Here is a 19,625-nt window from a genome sequence, read left to right as displayed (position 1 = left end):
GTTCCCCGGACGACAACGCCGCGTTGCGCGGGGCGACGCGTCGCGGGCCCGGGCCGGCCGGCTCTGGTACCATGTCGCCCTTTTGACTGGCGGGCGTCCGCGCGGGACGCGGCGGCACGGGGAGCGCAGTGGCATGAAGTATGACGTGGTGATTATCGGCGCCGGCGCCGCCGGCTTGATGTGTGCGCTGACCGCCGGCTATGCCGGGCGTTCGGTGCTGGTCATCGACCATGCCAACAAGGCCGGCAAGAAGATCCTGATGTCCGGCGGCGGGCGCTGCAACTTCACCAACCTCGACACCTCGCCGGCCAACTTCTTCTCGAACAACCCGCACTTCTGCATCTCGGCGCTCAAGCGCTACCGGCCCGAGCACTTCGTCGAGCTGGTCGAGCGTCACGGCCTGGAGCACGTGGAGAAGGCGCCCGGGCAGCTGTTCTGCGCCGACTCGGCCAAGGACCTGCTGGCGATACTGCTCACCGAGTGCGACTGGGCCGGGGTCGAACTCCGCCTCAGGACGTCCGTCGACGCGCTCGAGCGCCAGGGCGAGGGCATGCGGCTCGAGACTTCCGCCGGGCGCATCGACGCCGGGGCGGTGGTGGTCGCCACCGGCGGGCTGTCGATCCCGACCCTCGGCGCTACCGGCTTCGGCTACGAGATCGCCCGCCAGTTCGCCCTCGAGGTGACCGACACCCGGGCCGCCCTGGTGCCCTTCACCCTGACCTCGGCCTGGAAGGAGCGTACCGCGTCGCTGTCGGGGCTCTCCACCGAGGTGGTGGCGCGCTGCCGCGACGGCGAATATCGCGAGCCGATGCTGTTCACCCACCGCGGCCTGTCCGGGCCGGCGCTGCTGCAGGTCTCCAGCCACTGGCATCCCGGCGACGAGCTCGCCATCGACCTGCTGCCCGGCGAGCCGGCCTTCGAGGCGCTGGCGGCCGCCCGCCGCGAGGCGCCCAAGCGGCGCCTCTCCACCTGGCTCGGCGAGCGCCTGCCGCGGCGCCTGGCCCAGGCGCTGGTCGAATGGCACGGCGGCGACGGCCCCATGGCCGAGCGCTCCAACGCCGACCTGGAGGCCTGGGCCTCACGCCTCAACGACTGGCGGATCAAGCCCGCCGGCACCGAGGGCTGGCGCACCGCCGAGGTCACCATGGGCGGCGTCGACACCCGGGCGCTGTCGTCGAAGACCTTCGAGGTCAACGGCCTGCCCCAGCTGCGCTTCATCGGCGAGGTGCTGGACGTCACCGGCCAGCTCGGCGGCTACAACTTCCAGTGGGCGTGGGCCTCGGGCGTGGCCTGCGGCCAGTCGCTCTAGCCCCCTCTGCCGGGGCGAGACGCCTCGCCCCGTTCCCTGCGCTCCTCGCCCTGTCTCCTCGCCTTGTCTCCTCGGTCCGGCAACGGGGTAGGCCGCCTATACTGGGGGCATCGCTCGCCGCGGAAGGGGAGATCGCCATGGGCAAACCGCTGCATCGCAAGCGCCTGAAGCGCGTGGTCGGCCGGCAGGGGCTGGCGCTGCTGGCCCAGGCCCGGGCGGCCTGGCCGCGAATCGAGGATCCCGACGACGGCGAGGGGCTGCACGACTTCCGGGTGGCGCTGCGCCGGCTGCGCTCCTGGCTCGAGGCCTATCGCGGCTATCCGGGCGTGTCGATTCCCAAGGCCCAGCGCAAGCGCCTGCGCGACCTGGCCCGCGCCACCAACGACGCCCGTGACGGCGAGGTGATGCTGGCCTGGCTCGAGGCCGAGCGGCCGGCGCTCGGCAACGCCGAACGCGGCGCCATCGACTGGTGGGCCGAGCGGCTGGCGGCCCGGGTCGAGGCCGATTACGCCGAGGCCCGCTGCGTGCTGGAGGCGGGGTTTCCGGGGCTCGATCGCGAGCTCGGCGAGACCCTGGCGGCACTGGCGAAGCAGGGTGGCGGGCCCCGCTTCGGCGAGGCGACGGCCCGGGAACTGGCCACCCTGCACGCGACCCTGACCGCGGAGCTCGCCGCCATCGGCTCACCCGACGAGCGCGAGGCCCTGCATCGCCCGCGCATCACCGGCAAGCGCATCCGCTATCTGCTGAAGCCCTGGACCCAGGAGGCGCCGATCTTCGAGCAGGCGGAAAAGGCCATGAAGGCCTTCCAGGATGCCTTCGGCGTGCTGCACGACGATCTGGTCCGCGAGCCGGCGCTCGAGGCGGCGGCCGCCGCCCATGCCGACGAGGAGGCGCGGGCGCGGCTGGCGCTGGCGGCCGAGGGCGAGGAACCCAGGGCTGCGGCGCCGCGTCATCTGCGCGGCTTCATGGGGCTGGCGCGGGCCAATCGCGAGCATCGGCTGGCGCACTATGATCGGGCCCTGGAGGTCGCGCGCGCGGCCGGGCCGGGAGCGGGGAAGGCGCCGACGCCGGCGGACCGGCTGGAGGCGGCCATCGCCGCCATGCGCGGCGACTGAGGGTGTCGGGCTCGTGCGCCGCTCTCAGTGCAGGCGCTGGTCGATCTCGCGCCACAGCGCGGTGTAGGCCCTGGCCGCGGCGGTGCGCGGGGCGTAGTCGCGTACCGGGGCGCGTTCCAGCCCCATGCGTTCCACCGCGCTGGCCGAGGGGATGGCGGTGGACAGCCGTAGCGGCCAGCGCTCGTGGAAGCCGTCCATGACCTCGCGGTGCAGGTTGCGCCGGCGATCGGCGAGGGTGATGAAGGGCCACACCGTGCAGGCGATGTCGTGATCGTCTAGGAAGTCCTGCAGCTGATCCAGGGTGCGCAGCGACAGCACCGTGGGCACCACCGGCACCAGCAGCGCATCGACGCTGGAGAAGATGTTCTCCGAGAGATGCGAGAGGCTGGGCGGGCAGTCGAGGATCACCAGGTCGTAGTCGTTGCGCACCGGCTTGAGGATCTGGCGCAGGTGGCTCGCGCCGCGGCTGGCGAGCAGGGCGTCCATTTCCCGGGAGGCCAGCGCCGCCGGCAGCAGGTCGAGCCCCTCGACCTGGGTGGCGCGAATGGCCTTGTCGAAGGAGGCCTTGCCCTTGACCAGCCTTTCCACCCCGCCGCGGACCTTGGGCTTGACGCGCAGGTAGAAGCTGGTGGCCGCCTGGGGATCGAGGTCCCAGAGCAGTACGCGATATCCCGCCCGGGCGGCTTCCGCTGCCAGGTTCACGGCGGAGGCGGTCTTGCCGACGCCGCCCTTGATGCTATAAAGCGCCAGCATGCGCATGGGGTCCATGTCCTGTCGTCATTCCGTCACGATGTCGAAACAAGATCATAACGGGCCTGCCATGTCAGTGTGTTACGGCGGGATGATGGTTGTCGTCAGGCCGGTCTCAGGGGATCGGCAGGAAGCGCTGCAGCAGCTTCAGCCGCCGTACGGTGACCGCGACGAACAGCGAGCGCTTGGCCAGCCGCTTGGCCGCCGCGGGGTGGCGCAGCGACCAGACGAGCAGCAGGGCGCCGCCACCCGCGGCGGGCAGTCGGTAGCGCTGAAGGGATTGCCAGCCGGCCTCGAGCGGGCTGGCGGCCTGGTGCCAGTGCTCGGACTCGACCAGCAGGTCGAGGCGCTGCTGTTCGATGGCGGCCTCCAGGGCCGCCTTGCGGGCTCGGCGCTCGGCGTTGGTCATCGGTCAGCGTTCCTCGCTCCGGGTCTCCATCAGCTCGCGGTCCAGTGCCAGATGCTTGAGGGTATCGACCAGCAGGGTGCGGCGCCGGGCCAGATGCATCACCCAGCCGGCCAGCCCCAGGCCGCCGACCAGCAGGACCGCGGCGCAGCCGCCGATGGCGGCCAGCCGGTAGCTGTCCCAGAAGGCGACGATGATCAGGGTGGTGAGCGCACCGAGCCCGAGCAGCAGCAGCAGCAGGCTGATGCCGGCCAGCAGCAGCAGGGTGACGAGACGTGCGCGTTCCTCCTCGAGCTCCAGCACGGCGAGACGCAGACGCGTCTCGCCGGTGGCGACCAGACTGCCGAGCAGCCGCTTGCCGGCGCCGAACAGCCGCTGAGCCGGTCCCTGGCCCTCCGACATCAGCGCCGCCCGATCAGCATGCCGACGACCACGCCGACGGCGGCGCCGATGCCGATGCTGGTCCAGGGATTGTCGTGAACGTAGCGGTCGCAGGCGTCGGCCTGCTGGGTCACGGCCTCGCGGGTGTCCTGGTAGGCGCGCTCGCCGCGGGCCTCGAGCCGCGCGCGGGTCTCGGTCAGGCGCTGTTCGGCGCGTTCGCGCAGCTCCTTGATGTTGCTGCGGGAATCATCGGCCGTGGCGTTGACCAGCTCCTCGACGGTCTGCGAGAGGTGCTGCAGGTCTTCCTTGAGTTGCTCGGTGGACTGGCGGGTGCGGGAAGCATTGTCGCTCATCGGGTCATCCTCTGACGGTTCATGACAGGCCCAGCATAGCAGCCGTCCTCGCGGTGCGTAATGACCCTGTCACCGCGAGAAGGTGCCGGTGGAGAACAGCGGGTTGAGGCTGAAGCCGAGGCTGAGCCGCTGGGTGCTGCGATCGTAGTCGATCAGGCTCTCGCCATAGCCCTGGTAGAACTGGACGTGGCCGCGGATCTTGCCGAACAGCGGCCAGGAGTAGTCGAGCTGGGCGCCCATGTGGCCCTGGTCGGGATTGCCGCGCCACAGCAGGCTGGCCTCGTGATCGTCGAACAGCTGGCGCGCCACGGTGACGTCGGCGTAGCCGAGGTAGTCCTCGATGTCGGGGTTGTCGTCCTCGCCCTCGGTCTCGGGCAGGCGCCAGTAGGGCGACAGCGAGACGGCCCAGTCGTCGTTGATGAAGGTGCTGCTCAGGATCAGCCGGTTCCAGCTGCGCGACAGCTCTCCCGAACGGCCGTTGGACTGGTGGTTGAGCGATAGCCGGTTGTTGACGTTGGTCCAGCCCGCCAGCGTCCAGTCGTTCTCGAAGTCGGCGAACACCTCCGGCTCGTAGTTGGTCTCGCGGAACGGCGAGGAGGCGTCGGCGTTGTAGGCCTGCCACCAGCTGCGCTGGGTATAGCCGAAGTAGAGATCGGCGCGGTCGAACAGCACGTCGTCGGCGAGCTTGAACTTGGCGCTGAACTGGAACTTCACCTCGAGCCGGTCGGGACTGGCGTCGCGGTCGATCTCGCTGAAGGTCTCCTGGTTGGGTGAGGTGGTGTAGCTGAACGGCAGCAGATAGTTGCGGTGATGGGCGGTGATGGAGAAGGGGTTGTCGGCCGACTCCTCCTCCAGCAGCCGGCGTTCGGCCACGGAGGCGCCGATCGGCGGTTCTGCCGGCGGCGCGGCGTCGATGCTGTCGGCGACGGTCGGCGTGGCCGGCGCAGGTGCCTCGCTTGTTGGCGGATCCAGGCGCGCGCGCAGCTCGCCGATCTCGGCTTGCAGGGACTCGATGCGTTCGCGGATCGCCTGGCGTTCGGCGTCGCCGAGCGCCCCGTCCGTCTGGGCCTGTCCCTGGCCGGCGAGGCCGGCGCCGAGGGCGGCGGCCAGCAGCGTGGCGATGGAGCGTGGAGCCATGGGGAGTGACTACTCTGTCTAGAGGGAATCTTCGTTCTATCATGCCCGTCCGGCGAGTCAACGGCCAGCTTGCGTGCTTTCGTCGTTGCCTTGCCGACCGGGGGCGCCGACAATCCGCTGCCAGGCCCATGGTATCGCCCCGTCGAGGTGCTAGTGATCGATTTTTCGCGTTGTCGGCGGCTCGTCCGCTTTCACATTCTTTGCTGGCTGCCGGTGATCGCCGCGCTGCTGGCCCCGATGCCGCTCGCCGCCCAGACCGACGAGCTCCCCGAGCGCGCCGCCCTGGAGGAGCGTCTCGCCTCGCTTCAGCCCGAGGAGGGCAAGACGGCGGATGCGGCCACCCAGGAGAGCATCGATGCGCTGGAGGCGGCGCTGGACGCCCTCGCGGGCCTCGAGGACGTCGAGGGCCGGCTGTCGACACTGGAGGAACGCGACGATCGCGCGCCCCAGGAACTCAGTGAGACGCGCCAGGCGCTGGCTTCCGCCCGGGACACGCCGCAGGAGTCGCCGGACCGCGAGGCCCTGGCGGGGCTCGATCTCGAGACGCTGATGTCGCGGCTGGAGACGGCCACCGACGAGCTGGAGACGGCGCAGGATCGCCTGTCCGAGGTGGAGACCCGGCTGCTCGGCACCCAGACCCTGCCCGAGCGCGCCCAGCAGGCCATCGCCGAGGCCTCCGCGGCGATGGAGGAGCACCGGCGCGCCCTGGAAGAGCTGGACGCTCGCGATGTGGCGTCCCAGGCGCCTCGGCGCCTGGAACACCGGGTCGAGCGCGCGCTGGCCGAACGGCGCCTGGCGCTGCATCGCCGTGAGCTGGCCACCAATTCGCGCTTCCGCGAGCTGGCCCAGCAGCAACGCGAACTCTATCGGCTGAGGGTGACCCGGCTCGAGAGCCGGGTGAGGGCCTTGCAGGCGTCGCTGGAGGAGCGCCGCCGCGAGCAGTCGGAGCAGGCCGTGGCCGAGGCGGTGGGCGACGAGCCGGAGGGCGTGACCCGCCATCCGCAGGTCCTCGAGGCGCGCCAGGCCAACCGCGACATGAGCCTGGAGCTGCTGCGCGCCACCAGCCGCGCCAACGAGCTGGGCCGCCAGGGCCAGGAGGCGCGTCGCCAGCTCGAGCGCGTGCGCCAGCTGCAGCGTGGGCTCTCCGAGCATATCGAGGCGATCCGCGGCAGCCCGCTGCTGTCACGCATCCTGCGCGAGCAGCGCCGGGCGCTGCCGAGCGTCGAGTCCACCGGCGGCCTCAAGGAGGAGATCGCCGATCTGCGCCTCCAGCAGTTCGAGCTCGACCGCCAGCGCGAGCGGCTGCAGAACGTCGAGCAGCAGGCCAGCCAGCGTCTCGAGCAGGCCGATGCCGGCGCCTCGGAGGCCGTGCACGAGACGCTGGCCCAGCTGCTGCGGGCCCGCCGCGAGCTGCTCGACCGGCTCGAGCCGACCTACGGCGAGGTGCTGACCGCCGCCATCGAGCTTCAGCTCAACCAGCAGCAGCTGTTCGAGACCAGTCGCGAGCTGCGCGCCGCCATCGACGAGCAGCTGTTCTGGATCGCCAACTCGCATCCCCTCGATCTGAACTGGCTGACCCGCCTGCCGAGCCACCTGAATGCCGAGTGGGGCGAGGGCGAGTGGCGCCGTGCGCTGCCGATACACTGGCGCTGGCCGGATCCGGCCGCGTTTCTGGCCTCGCCGCTGCTGCTGATCGCCGGCGTGCTGCTGGGGCTGCGCCGGCCGCTGTCGCGTCGCCTCGCCCGCCTGCACGACGAGATCGGTCATCTGCGCCAGGACAGCCAGGCGCATACGCCGCTGGCGGTGGGCGTGGAGGCCCTGCTGGCGCTGCCGGGGCCGCTGTGCCTGCTGGCGGCGTCGCTGGGGATGACGCTGGGCGGCGCTGGGCTGGCGGTGAGCATCGGCTGGGCGCTGATGTATCTGGCGCTGGCCTGGGCGGGGATCGCCTGGATGCGGCGGCTGCTGGTGCCCGAGGGCGTGGCGACGCGCCACTTCCACTGGCCCGGCGGCTACGTGGCGCAGCTGCGCCGCTGGCTGTGGTGGCTGGGACTGGCGCTGGTGCCGGTGCTGTTCGTGGGCACCCAGGCCCGCGATGTCGATATCGACCTGACCCAGCGTCCGCTGGCGATGCTGCTGCTGCTGGCCGGGCTCGTCGGCATGAGCGTGGCGCTGGCCCGGCTGATCCTGGCGCACACGCCGTTCTTCGGGGTCAAGCTGTTCCGCCTGCTGCTGGGGCTGGCGATGGCGATGGTGCCCCTGGTGCTGGGCGGACTGGTGATGTTCGGCTATGCCTATGCGGCGCTTAGCCTGGTGGGGCGCTTCGTGATCACCATCTATCTGCTGGGCGCGTGGATCCTGGTCGAGGCGGCGGTGGTGCGCGGACTGGCCGTGGCGGCCCGGCGGCTGGCCTACCGTCGCGCGCTGGCCCGGCGCCGGGCGCTGGCGCACGAGGCGGAGAACGGAGAGCACGGCGTCGAGGTCGTCGAGGAGCCGCCGCTGGACATGCAGCAGGTCAATCAGCAGTCGCTGCGCCTGTCCAAGCTGATCCTGATGCTGGGCTTCGTGGTGGTCCTCTACCTGGTCTGGGCCGACCTGCTGACGGTGTTCGGCTATCTCGAACGGGTGATGATCCTCGGCGGCGACGGCCAGCAGGGCAGCGAGCTGGTGGGCGCCTCGATCTCGGTGGCCGACCTCTGCGTGGCGCTGCTGGTGGTGGCGCTGACGCTGATCATGGCGCGCAACCTGCCGGGGCTCTTGGAGGTGATGGTGCTGTCGCGCCTCGAGCTCAAGCAGGGCAGCGCCTACGCCATCAGCTCGCTGCTGTCCTACGTGATCGTCGGCACCGGCGTGGTCTGGGCGCTGGGCACCCTCGGGGTGTCGTGGAGCAAGCTGCAGTGGCTGGTCGCCGCGCTGGGCGTGGGGCTCGGCTTCGGGTTGCAGGAGATCTTCGCCAACTTCATCTCGGGGCTGATCATCCTGTTCGAACGCCCGGTGCGCATCGGCGACACCATCACGCTCGGCAACCTCACCGGCACGGTCAACCGCATTCGCATCCGCGCCACCACGGTGACCGACTTCGATCGCAAGGAGATCATCATTCCCAACAAGACGTTCGTCACCGACCAGCTGATCAACTGGTCGCTGTCGGACAACATCACCCGGGTGATCCTGACCTACGGCGTGGCCCTCGGCTCGGATCATCGCCTGGTGCAGCGGCTGCTGACCCAGGCCGCCGGGGAGAACGCCCGGGTGCTGGCCGATCCCGAGCCCCAGGTGCTGTTCATGCGCTACGGCGAAAGCCGCCTGGAGTTCGAGCTGCGCATCTTCGTCAACAGCCTGGGCGACCGGCTGCTGGCCACCGATGAGCTCAACGGCCGGGTCGGCGAGCTGTTCGCCGAGCAGGGCCTTGAGATCGCCTTCAATCAGATGGACGTGTGGCTGCGCGACGACAAGGGGCGCCAGGCGCGGGTGCCGAGCCGCGGCACGGCCGAGGCGCCCGCCAACCCGCCGCCCGGGGCGGGCGGCGATCCCGGTGAGCTGGATGCGGGCGATGCAGGGGGAGGCGGAGGAGACGCCGGGCGGTAGCGCCTAGGGCGTTTCCTGGCGGCGGGCGTAGAGCAGGAACTCTCGATTCCCGTCGCCGCCTCGGATCGGGCTCTCCTGCCAGTGCTCGACGGTGAAGCCGGCGTCGGCGCAGGCCTCGCGGATGCGCGCCTCCACCTCGGGGTAGCGCGCGGGGTCGGTGACCAGTCCGCGGGCGCCGACGCCCTCGGGGCCGACCTCGAACTGCGGCTTGACCAGCGACACCAGCTCGCCGCCAGCGGGCAGCAGGGCGCCGAGCTCCGGCAGGATCAGCGTCTGCGAGATGAAGGACACGTCCATCACCGCCACCTCGGCGGGATGCTCGGCCAGCGCCGCGGTCAGCCGCGGATCGTCGCGCATGGCGCGGGCATTGAGTCCCTCCAGGCAGGTCAGGCGCGGTTCGTCGCGCAGCTCGGCGGCGAGCTGGTCGTGGCCGACCTCGACGCCGATCACGTGTGCCGCGCCGTGGCGCAGCGCGCAGTCGCTGAAGCCACCGGTCGACTGGCCGACGTCGAGCACCGTGCGGCCCTCGAGCGGCAGCGACAGGGCCTCGAGCACCGCCTCCAGCTTGAGCCCGGCGCGCGACACGTAGCGCTCCTCCGGGTCCTCCTCGACCCTCAGCTCGGCGGTCTCGGGGAGCTTCTCGCCGGGCTTGGTCAGCACCCGGCCGCCGTCCCTGAGGCTCACCCGGCCGTGGCGGATCAGGCGCTGGGCGCGGGTGCGCGAGCGCGCCAGTCCCTGAAGGAGGAGCAGCTGGTCGAGGCGTGGCATGGGCGATCCTGGCAGTGGTGGAGCGGGAAAACGGGGCCGCATTATGCCACAGCGGGCGGCCCGGTCAGCCGCCCGACTCGGCCTGTAGCCCGCCCGGGGGCAGGCGGTCGGCGCCCCAGCTGCGCTGCAGGTAGCCGATCACCCGATCCAGCTCGGCCTGGTCGATGCGCGCCGGCTCGCCGCGCTCCAGCGGATCGTGGTGGAAGATGTAGAGCCGCGAGGCGAACTGCTCGAAGGGCAGCGAGGCCTCGCCGAAGCGTTCGCCGTGGCCGGCGGTGCTGACCCGCACGCCGTCGCCCCAGTCCTGGCCGCTGTCGTTGTTGGGGTTGTAGAAGAACACGCGCATCTCGCCGCTGGGGTCGACGCCGATCCGCAGCAGGGTGATGGCATGCCAGCCGATGAAGCGGGCGGCGCTGTCGGTGACCGCGATACCGGCCGGCTGGGGATGGATGAGCGGCTGGTTGCCGTTGTAGTGCGGGTGGTAGCTGGCATAGAAGTGGCGCAGGAAGCCGTCGAGGTCGAGCAGCTGGCCGCTGGCCACGTCGACGTTGATGCGAAAGCCGCGCCCCGACCACCAGCCGTGGAACTCCGGGTTGACCCAGCGGTGCGGGTCGCCCTCGCGGCCGATGCAGCGCCGGCCCATCTCGGCGTAGATGCGGTCCAGGTGCGGCACCACGATCAGCGATACCGGGTCCAGGTCCATGGGCAGCTCGGTGGCCACGCCGCCTTCGCTCGCCATCGACGAGATCGGCTGGCCCTCGAAGTGCATGATGATCTCGTCGTCGCGGGCCGCCCAGGTCACCATCTGCAGCAGGTAGTCCGGGTCGTTGTAGGCCCACATCGACAGCGCCCGGGCCGACTGGCAGGTGGGGTTGTTGCCCTGGCCGACGCCCAGCGGCAGGCCGAGCATGCACAGCACGCCCTCCAGCAGCCGCGCCCGCGGCGAGACCGCCTCGCCGAAGGCCAGGTTGAGCCGCGCCGTCGACCAGTCCGACAGCGTGAGCCCCAGCTGGCGCCAGATGGCCGGTGCCACCGGCGGCTGGTAGAGGATGCCGCGCTCGAGCATCAGCGCCAGGCCGTAGACCGCCTGGGCGGTGTCGGGGTGCAGCCCGCCGCGGATCAGCGCATGCACCAGCTCGCGATAGCACAGCAGGCAGTCGCGGCCGGTGGAGGAGAGCCCCAGCGCCTCGCCGATCAGGGTGTCGCCGTTGTCCAGCAGGTGGCGCAGCAGCACCGGGTGGTAGGGCGACACCAGGCCGGTGTCGTGCATCGACCGGGCGAAGCCGGTGGCCTCGGCCTGCAGGGCGCTGGCGTCCATGCTGGCCAGGCGCTGGCGATAGACCTCGAGGCCCGGATCCTCGCGACAGGCGTGGGACGGGCCGAACAGCGAGCTGACCAGGCGGTCGGCGCCCTGGCCGCTGGTGCCGAGGTCGATGGTCGGGTCGGTCTGGCAGATGGCGATCTGGGTGATCATCTGCTTGACCGGCCCGACCTGGATCGGGCGCTGCTGGAGGATGCGCCAGATCTCGCCGATGAGCCGGTCGATGATGTGCTCGTAGCCGATGCGCTGGGCCAGATGGGCGAACAGGCGCCGCGGCAGCTCGGCCAGGCGACCCTGGGTCTCCCGCTCGGCCTCGCTGGGCGCGCCGAACAGCAGCCACAGGTTCAGGGCGATCACCTGGGTCAGGTAGTGGTGGGCCTGCTCCGACGAGATCAGCCCGTGGCGCACCTCGCCCTTGGCCACCGCCACCAGCCTGAGCTCGCTGAGCGCCTCGATCGTCACCATGTTGGCATCGGCGCTCTTCAGCGCCTGGGTGGTCAGCGAGGGCACCAGGAACTGGGGCGTGGCCCAGTCCGAGCCCTCGAAGACGCCGGCGGCCTCCATGGCCGCGGCGCGGGATTCGACCGCCGCGGCACCGCCTTCCAGCAGCAGCATGCGGCGGGCCGTGTCGAGCACCCGGGGCAGCTTGCCCGGCTTGGCGAAGCCCCGGGCCCCGGCCAGCAGGTCCGTGGCCTCGTCCAGACGTTTCAGCAGGCCCGTGAGCCTGTCGTCGCCGGTTGGTGTGGGGGGACTGGTCACACCGACTCCTCGTCATCCGTGGGAAAGGTCTCCATGACGCGCCCGTCAGACATAGAAATCAAGCTCTTCCATATGCTTGAGCAGGTCGCGCATGCGGTTGGGGTCGTCGCCCTTGAAGTAGATCAGCCCCCAGTGGGTGCCGAAGGCGGTGCGCTTGGTGACCGTTTCCTGCATCGGCGGCGTCAGCTCATGGGACTCGAAGTAGGCGTCGTCCTCGACCACCTCGGGAATCTCCAGCCGGCTGACCACCCGCAGGCGCGGATAGACCCCGAAGCAGCCCGCATAGCCGTCGGCATCGACGACCTCCTTGGGGAAGAAGTCGGCGACTTCCTCGGCCGTGGTCCTGGGGTCGAACACCAGCATGCTGGCCTGATAGGCGTTGAAGCCGTAGACCCGCTCGAGCAGCTCGAAGACCTTGAAGCCCGGCGGCCGGTAGGCGACCTCGCCGAAGTACATTTCGCCGTCGCTGGTGACGAAGTATTCCGGGTGAATCAGCCCGAAGGAGATGTCGAAGGCCTTGATCAGCTTCTCGATCTGGGCGGTGATCTGGGGGCGATAGCGCTCGAGCTCCGGCGAGGCGGGCACGAACACCGAGTAGCCCAGGGTCACGTATTCCGAGATGTTGAGGAAGGCGATCTTGCCGTCGTGGATCCAGGCCTCCACGGCGAACTCCCAGCCGTCCAGGTGCGATTCCATCAGCACCGGGAATTCCTCGTCGGGGATGGTGTCGATCTCGTCCGGCGTGCGGATGACCCGGTGGCCCAGGCAGCCGGCCTTGTCGAAGGCCTTGAGGTGAATGGGGTCGTTGGGATCGCCGTCGAGCTTGAGCAGCGTCTGGTTGACGCGCTTGAGGAAGCGGATGACGTCGTCCTTGTCGTGGGCCTCCTCGAAGATGCCGACGCGGATGCCGCCGAGCTGGGCACGGCGCTTCATCAGCGCCTTGTCGCGCAGCAGCAGCGACTGGCCGTAGAGCCGCGGGTTGTCGAGCAGCACCGAATTGATGGCGCCGGCCCACTCCACGGTTTCCTCGAACAGCGGGATGGACACGTCGACGCCCATGCCCTTGAGGGTCTCGGCGATCTCCATCGAGCGGTCGTTCAGGCGCTCGAAGTTCCAGGAAACGTAGGGGATATCGTGCTGCTGGCAGTATTCCTCCGCCCAGTCCGGGGCCACCACCACGTAGCGGCGGTCGAAGTTCTCGGCGGCCTCGATGGCATTCAGGCTCCAGCCCAGCAGTGCGATGTAGCCCTTGTTCGAATCCTTGGTCATGGATGCCTCCGGTCGTCGAATGATACAGCGGGCCTCTCCGCCGCGGGGCGGCGGAGAGGCGAGTCACCCTCACCATAGACCCTGACGACGCTTCGGGGGCGTTGGTAATGCTCGCGTCAGATCACGATTCGACAATCGCTCCTTGCTGCGCCGCCGGTCGCTTGGTATAGTGCGCGGCGTTCGGCAAGTCACTGATCCCACTCAGAGAACTGCCCGACTCAAATGGCACGTCAGGTGCCCGCTGTGGTGGCCCCTTAGGTCCTCCCGCAACGCTAAGTCGCAAACCCCGCCAGGCCCGGAAGGGAGCAACGGTAGTGATGGACGCGTGTGCCGGGATGTGGCTTTCGGGGCCGCCTCCATTTGTGCCTCCCTTTCGTTGTTCTCCTCGTTCGATCGCCCTCGTTTCATGCCCGGCATGAGGTCCTCGCGTGTCTGTGCCCTCCGGGCTTGCAGCCGTTATCGGCGCGCGTCATAGTCGTGTCCCGGGCGCCGGCCGGCGCCCCGATCAATCCCCGCAAGGAAATGGTCAGGCGCGCGCAACGGATCCGTTGCCGACGGATGCGTCGGGTCGTCGACGGCACCTGATCACGAGGAGCAATGGCGAGATGTTGACCTTCCACAGCGATGACACCGGCCTGCGCCGCGCCCGTACCGAACTCGACGGCGGCGAGCTGGTGGCGCCCTACGAGTGCCCCGAGCGGGTCGAGCTGGTGCTTGAACGGGTGCGCGAGGTGGGTCTCGGCGAGGTGCGCGAGCCCGAGGCACATGGCCTCGAACCGGTGCTGGCGGTGCACGACCGCGGCTACGTCGACTTCCTCGCCCGCTGCTGGGACGACTGGCGGGCGGCGGGCAGGCGCGGCGAGGCCATTCCCTCCGTCTGGCCGACCCGGGCCATGCGCGACGACCTCATTCCCGAGCATATCGACGGCCGGCTCGGCTATTACGCGCTGGCCGCCGAGACCTCGATCTGCGCGGGTACCTTCGAGGCCGCCATGGCCAGCAAGGACATCGCGCTCTCGGCCGTTTCCCGCACCCTGACCAGCGGCGAGCCCTGCTTCGGGCTGTGCCGGCCGCCGGGCCACCACGCCGCCAGCGACCAGTTCGGCGGCTACTGCTTCTTCAACAACGCCGCCATCGCCGCCCAGCATGCGCTGGACAGCGGCAAGAGGCGCGTGGCGGTGCTGGACGTCGACTTCCACCACGGCAACGGCACCCAGCAGATCTTCTACGATCGCGACGACGTGCTGTTCGCCTCGCTGCACGGCGACCCGCGCAGCTGCTTCCCCTACTTCCTGGGCCACGCCGACGAGACCGGCCGCGGGGCAGGGGAGGGCTTCAATCTCAACTATCCGATGGCGCCGGGGACGGCCTTCGATGCCTGGTCCCGGGCGCTCGACGATGCCCTGGCGCGCATTCGCGAGGCCGGCTGCGAGCTGCTGGTGGTCTCGCTCGGCGTCGACGCCTTCGAGCACGACCCCATCAGCGCCTTCAGGCTCACCAGCGACGACTTCACCGAGCTCGGCCGGCGACTGGCCGGCGCGGGGCTGCCCACCACCTTCCTGCTCGAGGGCGGCTATGCGGTCAAGGAAATCGGCATCAATGCCGTCAACGTGCTGGCCGGCTTCGACGCCGCCCGTTAACACGCCCATCACAAGGAACGATTCATGGCACGCATCTACGACGACAATTCCCGCTCGATCGGCAACACCCCGCTGGTCCGGCTCAACCGGGTCAGCGAGGGGGCCACGATCTGGGCCAAGATCGAGGGCCGCAACCCGGCCTACTCGGTGAAGTGCCGCATCGGTGCGGCGATGATCTGGGACGCCGAGGAGCGCGGCGTGCTCAAGCCCGGGATGCGCATCGTCGAGCCCACCAGCGGCAACACCGGCATCGCCCTGGCCTTCGTCGCCGCGGCCCGCGGCTATCCGCTGGTGCTGACCATGCCGGCCTCCATGAGCCTCGAGCGGCGCAAGGTGCTCAAGGCGCTGGGCGCCGAGCTGGTGCTGACCGAGCCCGCCAAGGGCATGGCCGGCGCCATCGCCAAGGCCAAGGAGCTGGCCGAGGCCGAGCCGGAGACCTACTTCCTGCCGCAGCAGTTCGAGAACCCGGCCAACCCGCGCATCCACGAGACCACCACCGGCCCCGAGATCTGGCAAGACACCGACGGCGAAGTGGACGTCTTCGTCGCCGGCGTGGGCACCGGCGGCACCCTCACCGGTGTCTCGCGCTACATCAAGCAGACCCAGGGCAAGGCCATCACCAGCGTGGCGGTGGAGCCGGTCGATTCGCCGGTGATCGCCCAGACCCGCGACGGTCAGGCGCCGACGCCTGCGCCGCACAAGATCCAGGGCATCGGCGCCGGCTTCGTGCCCGCCAACCTCGATCTGTCGCTGGTCGACCGCATCGAGGCTGTGGGCAACGACGAGGCCATGGAGATGGCGCACCGGCTGATGCAGGAAGAAGGCATCCTGTGCGGCATCTCCTGCGGCGCCGCCGTGGCCGCCGCGGTGCGCGTCGGGCGTGACCCGGCCTTCGCCGGCAAGAACATCGTCGTGATCCTGCCGGACAGCGCCGAGCGCTATCTCTCCTCGCCGCTGTTCGCCGGCCACTTCGGCGAGCTGGAAAACCAGCCGTAAGTCGCGTTTCCGCCTCGTTCCCGGCGGCCGCCCGGCCGCCGGGAGCGCTCTCGTCCTCAAGCGCCGCCGCGGCGCTCCCTACGCCCGTGGTGGCGGCAGGCTCGGCACCAGGTCGACCACCCCGAAGGTCTCCATCCCGATCCATATCAGGAAGCCGGCGTAGAGCCCCAGCAGGGCCACGCATTCGCGCTTCGTCAGCACCATGCCGGTGCGCATCATCAGGAACAGCGCCACCGTGGCGGCGGTGAGCACCGCCATCATCGGCGCGGCGATGGAGAAGTTGACCATGGCGGTGCCGGCGATCAGCACGCCGGCCGGGATGCACACCAGCAGATCGAAGGTGTTGCTGCCCAGCACGTTGGCGATGCTGGTGACGCCGCGACCCTGGCGGGCGGCGCGGATCGAGACGAAGGCATCGGGAATCGAGGTGCCGGCGGCGACCACGGTGATGCCCCACAGGAAGCTCGGGGTGTCGAAGATGTCACCGAACGCGATCGCCGCGCGGACCAGCCCCTCCACACCGATCACGATCACCGCCAGCGACAGCGCCAGCCGGGCCCATTCGCGTCCCGGGCGCACGTCGCCGGCGTCGACCTCGCTTTCGTGGTCGAGGGTGTCCTGGTACTGCACGAACAGGTAGAGCCCGTAGAGCGCCACCGGCATCAGCGCCAGCCCGCGGGTCATCTCGCCGCTGATGGCGCCGCCCGTCGCCTCGGCGGGGTGATAGATGGCGGCGAAGGCGAAGGTCAGGGTCAGCACCGCCACCGCGATCATGTAGAACTGGGCTTCCTTGTAGACCAGGTCGCGGTTGGCCCTCAGCGGGTGGCGACTGGCCAGGCCGGAGACGGCGGGAATCACCAGGATGTTGAACAGCGCCGAGCCGACGATCGCCGCCACGCCGAGCTCGAACTCGCCGTGCACCAGGGTCGAGATCACCGTGGTGGAGAGCTCCGGAAAGCTCGAGCCCACGGCCACCACGATGGCGCCCTGGACGATGTCCGGCAGCCGGTAGTGGGCCGCCAGCCGCTCGCTGCTGGTTTCCAGCAGGCCGCTGCCACGCCAGACGATGGCGGTGGCCACCACGGCCACGAGACTCCAGATCAGAATGGCAGGCATCGCAGGCGTCCCTTCCTTGAATGACGAGTGTCCAGCCTAACAGCCCCTCGCCGCCGATAGCATATCGGTAATAGCTGATATTGATGTCGCCATCGCCGACCGGCAGGATAGCGCCTTTCCGATAGGGAGGGGTGCATGCAACGTCTTGTCTTGGCAGGTTTTATTGCGCTGTCTCTGGCCGCTTTTCCGGGCCTGGCCGGCGCCGCGGTGATCGGCAGCTGGAACCTCGAGCATCTGGGTTGGAACAACGACAAACGGCTCGATCGGGTGGCCCGGGTGGCCGGGCGATTCGACCTGCTGGCGGTGCAGGAGCTGATGGACGCCGAGGCGCTGACGCGGCTGGAGCGCGAGCTCGAGGCCGTGTCCGGCGAGGACTGGTCGTCGATGGCCAGCCACGCGGTGGGGCGCGGCCGCTACCGGGAGCACTACGGCTTCCTGTGGCGCGAGTCGCGCGTCGCGTCGCTCGGCGGAGGGGCGGTGTATCTCGACCGCGGCGACGTCTTCGCCCGCGAGCCCTTCTCGGCGACGTTCCGCGACCGGGACGGCGGCGACCCCTTCGTCGCCGCCACGGTGCACGTGGTCTACGGCGACGGTCTCGCCGACCGTCGGCCCGAGGTCGAGGCGCTGGCCGACTACTGGCAATGGCTCGACGAGGCCTATCCCGAGACCCCGCGGATGCTGATGGGCGACTTCAACCTGGCGCCGGACGATGACGCCTGGGCGCCGCTGCGGGCGCTCGGCGCGGTGCCGGCCCTGAGCGATCAGGCCACCACGCTCGGCCACGCACCGGGCCGCTACGCCAGCGCCTACGACAACCTCTGGTACCGGCCGGATCGCCTGAGCCCCTCGATGCTCGGCATGCTGCGCTATCCGGCGCTGGCCGGCCTCCAGCACGGCGAGGCCCGCGAGCACGTCTCCGACCATGCGCCGGTTTATCTGGCGCTGCACCCGGGCGAGCTGGAAGCCCTGCCGCCAGGCGCCGGGGTGGTCGCCGATGCCGGCGGCGCCTCCCTCGGCGCGACGGCCGGCTGCATCGACCTCAACGCCAGTTCCGTCGCCTCGCTGGAGCAGCTGCCGCACATCGGCCCGGCCCGCGCCGAGGCCATCGTGGCCGGTCGCCCCTGGTCGGGCAGCGGCGAGCTCACGCGCCTCGACGGCATCGCCGCCGGGCGCCTCGCCGACATCCGCGACAGCGGCCGGCTCTGCGGCGGCTGACTCGCTTAGGCCCATGCTTTGCGCCCGGGCCGCCACCCGGTAGAATGTGGGCCATCTCTTCAAGCCCGTCGGTCGGCGATTCGCGCACCGGCGGGGCTTTCGTGTTCGGCTGCCCGCCAGCCCAGCCGCAAGGATTCCGAGCTGCATGAGCTATCAGGTTCTGGCCCGCAAGTGGCGGCCGCGTACCTTCCATGAACTGGTCGGCCAGGAGCATGTCCAGCGCGCGCTGGTCAATGCCCTGGACCAGGGCCGGCTGCATCACGCCTACCTGTTCACCGGGACCCGTGGCGTCGGCAAGACCACCCTGGCGCGCATCCTCGCCAAGTGCCTGAACTGCACCGCGGGCGGGCAGGGCGACGAGGGCGTGACCTCCACGCCCTGCGGCCAGTGCCCCAGCTGCGAGGCCATCGACGACGGGCGCTTCGTCGACCTGATCGAGGTCGATGCCGCCTCGCGCACCAAGGTCGAGGACACCCGCGAGCTGCTCGACAACGTGCAGTACGCGCCGACCCAGGGCCGCTACAAGGTGTACCTCATCGACGAGGTGCACATGCTCTCCACCAGCAGCTTCAACGCGCTGCTGAAGACCCTGGAAGAGCCGCCGCCCCACGTGAAGTTCCTGCTGGCCACTACCGACCCGCAGAAGCTGCCCCCCACGGTGCTGTCGCGCTGCCTGCAGTTCACCCTCAAGCACATGCCGCCGGAGCGCATCGTCGGCCACCTCTCCAAGGTGCTCGAGGCCGAGTCGGTGTCCTTCGAGGAGAGCGCGCTGTGGCTGCTCGGCAAGGCCGCCGAGGGCTCCATGCGTGACGCCATGAGCCTGACCGACCAGGCGATCGCCTTCGGCCAGGGCGAGGTGCGCCACGCCGACGTGGCGGCGATGCTCGGCACCCTCGACCATCGCCACGTGCTGGCGCTGCTCGAGGCCATGGCCGAGGTCGACGCCGCCCGGGTGCTGGCCGAGGTCGCCGCCCTGGCCGAGCAGGGCCCGGACTTCGCCGGCGTGCTCGACGACGTCACCGGCGTGCTGCACCGCCTGGCCGTGGCGCAGATGGTGCCCGACGCCCTGGATAACGGCCACGGTGACCGCGAGACGCTGCTGGCGCTGGCCGCGCGCTTCACCGCCGAGGACATCCAGCTCTACTACCAGATCGGCATCCAGGGCCGCGGCGACATGGCCCACGCGCCCGACCTGCGCACCGCCCTGGAGATGACCCTGCTGCGCATGCTGGCCTTCCGCCCCCAGGGCGTGCCGAAGCCGGCCCAGACGCCGCTGCCCATGCGCGGAGGCGGTGACGGCGGCGCGCCCGCGGCCGGCGGCGCCGGGTCGTCGGGGAGCGGAGATCAGGCGGCCAGCGCCGCTCAAGCACCGAGTGCGGCGCCTGGCGCCGCGGCATCGCAGCCGGCGGCCGAAGCCGCCCGGCCCCCGCGCCGACGCCTGAACCGGCCCCGGCACCAGCGCCGGCCGAGTCCGCCGCGTCGCCGGCACCGGCCGAGGCCTCCGC

The 19,625-nt window shown here is 70.4% G+C and carries 16 protein-coding genes and 1 other RNA gene; 8 read left to right on the top strand and 9 right to left on the bottom strand.

Going from position 1 to position 19,625, the window contains the following annotated elements:
- Positions 1-133: 133 nt before the first annotated feature.
- Positions 134-1,309, top strand: coding sequence for a BaiN/RdsA family NAD(P)/FAD-dependent oxidoreductase (locus UYS_RS0214185; protein ID WP_016856181.1), 1,176 nt, complete (start codon positions 134-136; stop codon positions 1,307-1,309).
- Between the two features lie 137 nt (positions 1,310-1,446).
- Entirely contained in the window at positions 1,447-2,424 is a 978-nt protein-coding gene (locus tag UYS_RS0214180; RefSeq protein ID WP_016856180.1) for a CHAD domain-containing protein, read from the top strand.
- 24 nt (positions 2,425-2,448) lie between these two features.
- On the opposite strand, the gene UYS_RS0214175 is transcribed toward UYS_RS0214180, so the two are convergent.
- From UYS_RS0214175 to UYS_RS0214155, 5 genes are all read right to left on the bottom strand, one after another.
- Positions 2,449-3,183 carry a ParA family protein gene (locus UYS_RS0214175; RefSeq protein ID WP_026068571.1) on the bottom strand — a complete coding sequence of 245 codons (735 nt, stop codon included), beginning with the start codon at positions 3,181-3,183 and terminating at the stop codon, positions 2,449-2,451.
- A gap of 106 nt (positions 3,184-3,289) precedes the next feature.
- A complete protein-coding gene (locus UYS_RS0214170) occupies positions 3,290-3,583 on the bottom strand; it encodes a YqjK family protein (RefSeq protein WP_016856178.1) in 294 nt (97 codons plus the stop codon).
- Positions 3,584-3,586: 3 nt separating this feature from the next.
- On the bottom strand, positions 3,587-3,982 hold the full coding sequence (locus UYS_RS0214165; RefSeq protein ID WP_016856177.1) for a phage holin family protein: 396 nt from the start codon (positions 3,980-3,982) through the stop codon (positions 3,587-3,589).
- Positions 3,982-4,314 (bottom strand): ElaB/YgaM/YqjD family protein, encoded by a 333-nt coding sequence (locus UYS_RS0214160; RefSeq protein ID WP_016856176.1) that lies wholly within the window; start codon positions 4,312-4,314, stop codon positions 3,982-3,984. The genes UYS_RS0214165 and UYS_RS0214160 overlap by 1 nt, the downstream gene beginning before the upstream one ends.
- Before the next feature lie 69 nt (positions 4,315-4,383).
- Positions 4,384-5,451 (bottom strand): phospholipase A, encoded by a 1,068-nt coding sequence (locus UYS_RS0214155; protein ID WP_016856175.1) that lies wholly within the window; start codon positions 5,449-5,451, stop codon positions 4,384-4,386.
- Between the two features lie 153 nt (positions 5,452-5,604).
- Here UYS_RS0214155 and mscK point away from each other — a divergent pair, with 153 nt between their 5' ends.
- Positions 5,605-9,036 (top strand): mechanosensitive channel MscK, encoded by a 3,432-nt coding sequence (gene mscK / locus UYS_RS0214150; RefSeq protein ID WP_016856174.1) that lies wholly within the window; start codon positions 5,605-5,607, stop codon positions 9,034-9,036.
- A 3-nt stretch (positions 9,037-9,039) separates the two neighbouring features.
- Here mscK and UYS_RS0214145 read toward each other — a convergent pair whose 3' ends face one another.
- From UYS_RS0214145 to UYS_RS0214135, 3 genes are all read right to left on the bottom strand, one after another.
- Positions 9,040-9,804 carry a TlyA family RNA methyltransferase gene (locus tag UYS_RS0214145; RefSeq protein WP_016856173.1) on the bottom strand — a complete coding sequence of 255 codons (765 nt, stop codon included), beginning with the start codon at positions 9,802-9,804 and terminating at the stop codon, positions 9,040-9,042.
- Between the two features lie 64 nt (positions 9,805-9,868).
- Positions 9,869-11,884, bottom strand: coding sequence for a hypothetical protein (locus tag UYS_RS0214140; protein WP_016856172.1), 2,016 nt, complete (start codon positions 11,882-11,884; stop codon positions 9,869-9,871).
- A 45-nt stretch (positions 11,885-11,929) separates the two neighbouring features.
- Positions 11,930-13,153, bottom strand: a complete 1,224-nt coding sequence (locus UYS_RS0214135) for an ATP-grasp domain-containing protein (RefSeq protein ID WP_016856171.1) — start codon at positions 13,151-13,153, stop codon at positions 11,930-11,932.
- A gap of 253 nt (positions 13,154-13,406) precedes the next feature.
- Here UYS_RS0214135 and ffs point away from each other — a divergent pair.
- The 3 genes from ffs to cysK all read left to right on the top strand — a co-directional run bounded on the left by ffs (position 13,407) and on the right by cysK (position 15,789).
- Positions 13,407-13,503, top strand: an RNA gene (ffs, locus tag UYS_RS18130) — signal recognition particle sRNA small type.
- Between the two features lie 255 nt (positions 13,504-13,758).
- On the top strand, positions 13,759-14,793 hold the full coding sequence (locus UYS_RS0214130) for a histone deacetylase family protein (protein ID WP_016856170.1): 1,035 nt from the start codon (positions 13,759-13,761) through the stop codon (positions 14,791-14,793).
- A 24-nt stretch (positions 14,794-14,817) separates the two neighbouring features.
- Positions 14,818-15,789 (top strand): cysteine synthase A, encoded by a 972-nt coding sequence (cysK, locus tag UYS_RS0214125; protein WP_016856169.1) that lies wholly within the window; start codon positions 14,818-14,820, stop codon positions 15,787-15,789.
- Positions 15,790-15,867: 78 nt separating this feature from the next.
- On the opposite strand, the gene UYS_RS0214120 is transcribed toward cysK, so the two are convergent.
- Complete coding sequence (locus tag UYS_RS0214120) at positions 15,868-16,905, bottom strand: sodium:calcium antiporter (protein WP_016856168.1); 1,038 nt, start codon at positions 16,903-16,905, stop codon at positions 15,868-15,870.
- Positions 16,906-17,040: 135 nt separating this feature from the next.
- Between UYS_RS0214120 and UYS_RS0214115 the strand changes: the two genes are divergently transcribed.
- Both UYS_RS0214115 and dnaX read left to right on the top strand, forming a co-directional pair.
- Positions 17,041-18,120, top strand: a complete 1,080-nt coding sequence (locus tag UYS_RS0214115) for an endonuclease/exonuclease/phosphatase family protein (RefSeq protein WP_026068570.1) — start codon at positions 17,041-17,043, stop codon at positions 18,118-18,120.
- A gap of 145 nt (positions 18,121-18,265) precedes the next feature.
- On the top strand, positions 18,266-19,625 hold a 1,360-nt coding region (gene dnaX / locus UYS_RS17480), incomplete at its 3' end, for a DNA polymerase III subunit gamma/tau (protein ID WP_016856166.1).

Origin of the sequence: Halomonas smyrnensis AAD6 (genome assembly GCF_000265245.1) — a bacterium.
GTDB lineage: Bacteria > Pseudomonadota > Gammaproteobacteria > Pseudomonadales > Halomonadaceae > Halomonas > Halomonas smyrnensis.
This window is presented reverse-complemented; position numbering and strand designations above follow the sequence as displayed.